Origin of the sequence: Aeromonas sp. HMWF014, from assembly GCF_963878295.1 — a bacterium.
GTDB classification, from domain to species: Bacteria; Pseudomonadota; Gammaproteobacteria; order Enterobacterales; family Aeromonadaceae; genus Aeromonas; species Aeromonas popoffii.
The window spans coordinates 1-6,526 of the sequence record NZ_CAWNYS010000276.1 but is presented as its reverse complement, the minus strand read 5'-3'; the positions used below and the strand labels follow the sequence as shown (position 1 = coordinate 6,526).

The 6,526-nt window shown below is 56.5% G+C and carries 5 protein-coding genes and 2 pseudogenes; 1 reads left to right on the top strand and 6 read right to left on the bottom strand.

Annotated elements, in window-relative coordinates; all coding sequences use genetic code 11:
* Positions 1-535 (bottom strand): annotated as a pseudogene (locus tag AAC083_RS23035) (ATP-binding cassette domain-containing protein); the annotation flags it as partial.
* A 1,391-nt stretch (positions 536-1,926) separates the two neighbouring features.
* Here AAC083_RS23035 and AAC083_RS11260 point away from each other — a divergent pair.
* Positions 1,927-2,922: a DUF2860 family protein gene (locus AAC083_RS11260; protein ID WP_108536638.1), complete on the top strand. Its 996-nt coding sequence runs from the start codon at positions 1,927-1,929 to the stop codon at positions 2,920-2,922.
* 148 nt (positions 2,923-3,070) lie between these two features.
* Here AAC083_RS11260 and AAC083_RS11255 read toward each other — a convergent pair.
* From AAC083_RS11255 to AAC083_RS11235, 5 genes and pseudogenes are all read right to left on the bottom strand, one after another.
* A pseudogene (locus AAC083_RS11255) lies at positions 3,071-3,249 on the bottom strand (transposase); the annotation flags it as partial.
* Positions 3,250-3,447: 198 nt separating this feature from the next.
* Positions 3,448-5,103 carry a cation acetate symporter gene (locus AAC083_RS11250; RefSeq protein ID WP_108536637.1) on the bottom strand — a complete coding sequence of 552 codons (1,656 nt, stop codon included), beginning with the start codon at positions 5,101-5,103 and terminating at the stop codon, positions 3,448-3,450.
* Positions 5,100-5,411, bottom strand: coding sequence for a DUF485 domain-containing protein (locus AAC083_RS11245; RefSeq protein WP_108536636.1), 312 nt, complete (start codon positions 5,409-5,411; stop codon positions 5,100-5,102). The genes AAC083_RS11250 and AAC083_RS11245 overlap by 4 nt, the downstream gene beginning before the upstream one ends.
* Before the next feature lie 109 nt (positions 5,412-5,520).
* Complete coding sequence (locus AAC083_RS11240) at positions 5,521-6,147, bottom strand: 3'-5' exonuclease (protein ID WP_108536635.1); 627 nt, start codon at positions 6,145-6,147, stop codon at positions 5,521-5,523.
* 2 nt (positions 6,148-6,149) lie between these two features.
* Positions 6,150-6,526: putative nucleotidyltransferase substrate binding domain-containing protein (locus AAC083_RS11235; RefSeq protein ID WP_308811007.1), on the bottom strand; the 377-nt coding region annotated here is incomplete at its 5' end.

Here is a 6,526-nt window from a genome sequence, read left to right as displayed (position 1 = left end):
GTACCTGCTCCAGCCAGCGGATGGTGTTGATGTCCAGGTTGTTGGTCGGTTCGTCCAACAGCAGGATGTCTGGGTTGGAGAACAGCGCCTGTGCCAGCAGCACCCGCAGCTTCCAGCCCGGCGCCACTTCGCTCATGGGGCCGTTGTGCAGCTCGATGGGAATACCGGCACCCAGCAGCAGCTCGCCTGCGCGGGCCTCGGCGGTGTAACCGTCATACTCGGCGACCAGACCTTCCAGCTCGGCGGCCTTCATGTAGTCGTCGTCGGTGGCTTCCAGGTTGGCATAGATGGCATCACGCTCGGCGATGGCGGCCCACAGCTCGTTATGTCCCATCATGACCACGTCCAGCACGCGCATTTCTTCGTAGGCGAACTGATCCTGGCGCAGCTTACCGATGCGCTCATTGACGTCCAGGCTCACATTACCGCCAGTAGGCTCAAGGTCGCCACCGAGGATCTTCATAAAGGTGGACTTGCCACAGCCGTTGGCGCCAATCAGGCCATAGCGGTTGCCGCCGCCAAACTTGACGTTGATGTTCTCGAACAGCGGCTTGGCGCCGAATTGCATGGTGATATTGTTGCTGCTTAGCATAGGGTTTAAATAAAATCCTTAATTATCAATGCATTATTGCACTGGTTAGAAACTTTGGGGCGCTATTGGAGCACATGCCCATTTTTTGTATTGCACTCGAAATCAGGTCGGCCTCACTGCGGATCCGATCCATTCTCCATAGACCTCTTGCAACATCCTTGCTGAGCTGGGGCCCATTTGTTCAGCTATGAACGCAAGATTTCCGTGAGCAGTGATATTCCAACTGGCAAAAATATGCCGAAGTTGATAGGCACGACGATACCGACCCCTGACTTTTTGATTGCAGCCCGCCATGGCGCCACCAGGAAAACTGCGGAGTAAAACGGTGGTCTACCTGGTACAAACTTGGTTGGACGAAATACTGGGCGCAATGTTTGGCGCACGATCATGCCACCTAGTAGGTGCATGTCAATCTTTGCGTCCGAAAGAGCCCCAGTTATCTTCAATTGTTCCTGTCATGCGGCCAGCGCCGGCGGCATCAGATGCACTATTCGTGTGTGATTTGCCTTCGGCAGTTTGCATCGCATCTTCTGTTGAGTGATGGTGCATCGGAGGTGGAGCACGCGCTGCGCAACATCGGCATCCTCCCAGCTAACAGCACGTAACTCACCACAGGGCGGATGCCGGTATAGGCCATCACCAATAGCATGTTCCTGAATGGCTTGTTAGAGGTCACCTCCAGCAGGTTTTGACACTGCCTGTGCTCGAAAGGGTCTGCATACTTTCCTGCACTTCATTTTGCCGTATGAACACGGACATTAAGTTCCCTTTCCAAACATGCAAAGGTGGTATTTGTATGGTGAGCCTCGATGTTTGTCGGCTGTGTAGGTTACAAGGCCAGGAAGGGGCGGGGGGAGGATTGATTTGGGGCATTACCACCGGATTTTTTACGCGCTCCGGCAGCATCTTTGGACGCCCTGACATTGGGGCCGTCAGGGCATCATAGGTCAAAGTCGATGAGCCCCCATTGAGCAGCGGTTCGCTGGTCACGGCGGGACACTACAGTCATCTCTGCAGTCACTTTTTTCGCGTATAACGCCAACGACTCTCTATTTTTAAAAAAATTGACCCACCTCCCAAAAACATCTGATTTTTAGCAAGTAAATGATAAATCACTCACATTTTTTAACCTCATTTGGTATTATCAGTGGCATGAGCGCCATACCTAATTCAGCGCATGCCTATAAAGACACCGCCCTGCCATGAGGGCGCAGCAATCTAAGCGTAAGCTTCATCAGATACCTCCCGAATAGACAGTGGTGTCCGGGAATCAACAGCCACCTATTCAAGCAGCTAGCGGGAAAATTCAAACATTTTTTGGGGTGTTTAAGTCAATGAAAAAACCATCATTTATTGCAGTGGCACTGCTTGCAACAACCTCTGTCAATGCTGAGATCATCAAGATCCCAACTCAATCTGGTTTCTCAGGTTTTGTCATAGGGGGGGTCGGCACCCTTGAGTACAAATCGAATATGTACAAAGGCCCGAATGATGACAATGACCGCCATGCTGGCTTGTTCAACTCACCAGAAAGCCACTCTTCTGTGACGCCGATTTTTGGTGCAGATCTCCGTTATACATTTGCAGAGACGCGTACTCAGCTGTTCCTTGGTAACCTTATCCAAGATGCGGTGCGTTTTGACTTCACCCAGCAATTAGGTGTGCGTCAGCAGATGGGAGATAAAGGGATTGTAGCTCTGGCTTACGTGTTCCCACTGCTGCCGGCAGATACTTGGTCTGACCCCTATGCAGAAGGCAATCGCCATGAGACAGACATGAAGTCCGGGGGGGGCCGTTTAGCGTGGGATCAGATTTGGGGAACCCATTTCAACACTTCCTTCACCATGCGCAAGTTCGATATTTCTGAGGAGCGGAGCGGTCAGAGCCTGGGCCTCAGCAGCGCACAACGCGACATGCTAGATCGCAACGGCACCACCAGTGATGTTGCTCTGTCCTATGACTGGATCTTTACTCCCGGCCACGTACTGCGCCCGGAGCTGGTATACAGCAAGGGTAGTTTCGATGGCAGTGCCATGAGCTATGATAAGACCCAAATCCTGCTGTCTCACGGCTACAACAACAGTCAGTGGTCATTGGTCAGCAACATCTATCTCGGCCAAATGAGCTACGATGAAGTCAATCCCATCTTCGGTGACAAGGCTGATTCTGACGAGTTTGGTATCAGCGCAAGCTTCTTTTGGCACCGCTTGTTTGACGTGAAGGGACTCAACGGATTAATCAGCGCCTCTTATAGAAAAAGTGATTCTGACATCAACTTTTATGATGCCAGTATCAGAAGTATCAATACTGGTCTTGTTTATCATTTTTGATGAAATGGGACCCCACAACGCCAGCTGCAATGCTGGCGTTTTCAATAGGGGTTGAACGCCCCCACACCACGCAGACTTTTTACAATACATATAGTGTCACTTTAAGAGAATCAGTCAGATGAGTCTGACTTCACCGTGCTTTCTGACGGGTGCGGGTGGTATTGCTGACACAGCCATTGACCAGGGCGCAGAGCGGCATATTCATCAACTCGAACAGGGAGTCGAGCAACCCCTGAGTCGCTCGCAAAGTCAGGTTGAAAATACCCTTGATCATCAGGAAGATGAGATGGCTTGGCCGGTATAGACCTGACTGCGGCCCTGCCTCCCCAGTAGGTTCTGTTCAAACCGCGTCTATTTGGGCAACCATGCCTCTTCCAACTCCTTGAGGAAGCTATCAGGGAGTCATCCATCCCCGAAAATGTTAGCAAGAACAGTGAGCCGTCCCCATTGCAATCGGGTTGCCGCTCATGATGGGCGACCATGAAAAAAGCCGGCACGGGGCCGGCTTGCAAAGGGGAATTGCGCTTAGTGAGCGGTGGCGCTGGAGGCGCCGAACCCGGTTTGTGAGCGGACGAACTGGGGCAGGAACTTGGCGTGTTCCTCGGCTGCATTCTGCGACTTGTCGGTGACCGAAAACAGCCAAATCCCGATGAAAGCCACTGCCATGGAGAAGAGGGCAGGGTACTCGTAGGGGAAGATGGCCTGGGCATGGCCCAGCACCTTCACCCACACGGTCGGGCCCAGGATCATCAGGCTGACCGCACTGATCAGCCCGAGCCAGCCACCGTAGACGGCGCCACGGGTGGTCAGGCGTGACCAGAACATGGAGAGGAACAGCACCGGGAAGTTGCAGCTGGCCGCGATGGAAAAGGCCAAACCCACCATGAAGGCGATGTTCTGCTTCTCGAACAGGATCCCCAGACCAATGGCGACCACCCCCAGCACCACAGTGGTGTACTTGGAGACGCGCAGCTCGTCGGTTTCGTTGGCCTTGCCCTTCTTGATGACGCTGGCATAGAGATCGTGGGAGACAGCCGAGGCGCCCGCCAGGGTCAGGCCAGAGACCACCGCCAGTATGGTGGCGAACGCGACGGCCGAAATGAAGCCGAGGAACAGGCTGCCACCGACCGCATCGGCCAGGTGAATGGCCGCCATGTTGGTGCCGCCCAGCAGGGCGCCGGTGGCATCCTTGAAGGCCGGGTTGGTGCTGACCAGCAGGATGGCGCCAAAGCCGATGATGAAGGTCAGTATGTAGAAGTAACCGATGAAGCCGGTGGCGTAGAACACGCTTTTGCGCGCTTCCTTGGCATCGCTCACGGTGAAGAAACGCATCAATATGTGGGGCAGGCCGGCGGTGCCGAACATTAGGGCCAGGCCCAGCGAGATGGCGGAGATGGGGTCAGCGACCAGACCGCCCGGGCTCATGATGGCGATCCCTTTCTCGTGCACCTTGACCGCTTCGCTGAACAGAGCGCCGATATCGAAGTTGACCGATTTCATCACCATGATGGCCATGAAGCTGGCACCGGAGAGCAGCATTACCGCCTTGATGATCTGCACCCAGGTGGTGGCCAGCATGCCGCCAAACAGCACGTAGAGCACCATGAGTATGCCGACCAGCACCACGGCGACGTGATATTGCAGGCCGAACAGCAGTTCGATGAGCTTGCCTGCTCCCACCATCTGAGCGATCAGGTAGAGCGCGACCACCACCAGAGAGCCGCTGGCGGAGAGGGTGCGAACCTCGGTCTGCTTGAGACGGTAGGAGGCCACGTCGGCAAAGGTATATTTGCCGAGGTTACGCAGCCGCTCCGCGATCAGGAACAGTATGATGGGCCAGCCCACCAGGAAGCCGATGGAGTAGATGAGGCCATCGTAGCCTGAGGTGTAGACCAGGGCCGAGATGCCGAGGAAGGAGGCGGCGGACATGTAGTCACCGGCGATGGCCAGCCCGTTCTGGAAGCCGGTGATGCGGCCGCCGGCAGCATAGTAGTCGGAGGCCGAGCGGTTGCGCTTGGAGGCCCAGTAGGTGATGAACAGGGTGCCCGCCACGAAGATCACGAACATGACGATGGCCGAGATGTTGAGGGGTTGGCGATGGACTTCACCGGTCAGCGCGTCGGCCGCCAGCAGGGGGAAAGAGGCCAGCGAGGCCAGCAACAGCAGAGACTTGCCTTTCATGACTGTACTCCCTTGAGGATCTTCTGGTTCAGCTCGTCAAACTCGCCGTTGGCCCGGAACACATAGATGCCGGTCAGCACGAATGAGGCAAGGATCAGCCCCACCCCGACCGGGATGCCACGGGTGATGGTGGAGCCTTCGCTCAAGGGGGTACCGAGCCAGTCGGGGGCAAAGGCGATGAGCAGGATGAAGGCCAGGTAGAGCCCCAGCATCAGGATGGAGAGGGTCCAGGCGAAGCGCTGACGCTTGGCGATCAGCTCCTGGAAGTTGGGATCTTGCTGGATCCTGAGATAAGTTTGCTGTTCCATTGCAGTGCTCCATGACATTGAGTGTCAGCGGTGGATGAAGGGAGGTCCCTACCGAGCAGCAGACCTGCTCACGTAACTGAAATGTGAATTAAATGTTGCTTGTGGGCAATTAGACTTTGGGATAAGTCAATGGGCTGCCTTGAGCCAGACGCAGGTAGATGAGGCCGGCCGTGATGGCGTCACTCAGGGCGTCGTGAACGGGCAGGGGGGGCAATGCCAGATGCTGGCAGATGGCGGCCAGATGCAGGTCTATGGCGGCGTCGGGATAGCGCCGATAGAGGCTGTCGTGATAGAGGCGGCTCACCTCTATGCCCTGCTGGGGCAGGGTTAGCCCCCACAGTTTCTGGCAGGCCAGGTTGAGAATGCGCAGGTCGTAGGCGATGTGATAACCCACCAGTTCGCGCGGGCCGATAAAGTCGAGCAGCTGGCGCAGCGCGGCTTCCAACGTTAATCCCTGTTGCAGATCCTGATGACGCAGGCCGTGGATCACCACAGACTGCGTGCTCAGACTGGCGGGCGTTTGCACCCGCAAGGAGAGAGCCTCTCCGGTGATCAGCCGGTTGCCCTGGATGCGCACTGCGCCGATGGAGACTATCTCCGCCCGCTCGGGATCCAGGCTGGTGGTCTCGAAATCGAGGGCGATCCGCTCATCGCCCGGCGGTAGGGTGAAGAGTGGAGCGAACTCCCCCTCACGGAAAGCGCGACCAAGCCAACGGCGTCGCCAGTGGTTCCACATGCCTATTGTCTCAGACGAAAGTGCAAGGTGAGCCACTGCTGGAACTTCTTCACCTGATGCAGCGCCTGGCGCAGCAGATCCCGCTCGCCGTGACTGAGCTCACCTATCTGCACCCGGCTGTCCCCCCCCTTGAGCTGGCTGCGCAGCCTCAAGCGGATAAAGAGCCGGAACGCCTCCGCCAGATTGCTGCCATAGCTGGCACTGAGCCGATCGCACGCCACCAGCGCCTCGATGCGCCCCAGGGTGGAGGTCTCCAGAATGGCCGCTTCCAGCGCCAGCATGCGGATGCCGTGCACCAGAGGGAAGAGGCCACCCCGCTTGAGATCCAGCCCATCCGGCGCCCGCTCCAGCCTGCCAAACAGGGTGAGCGGGGCATGAA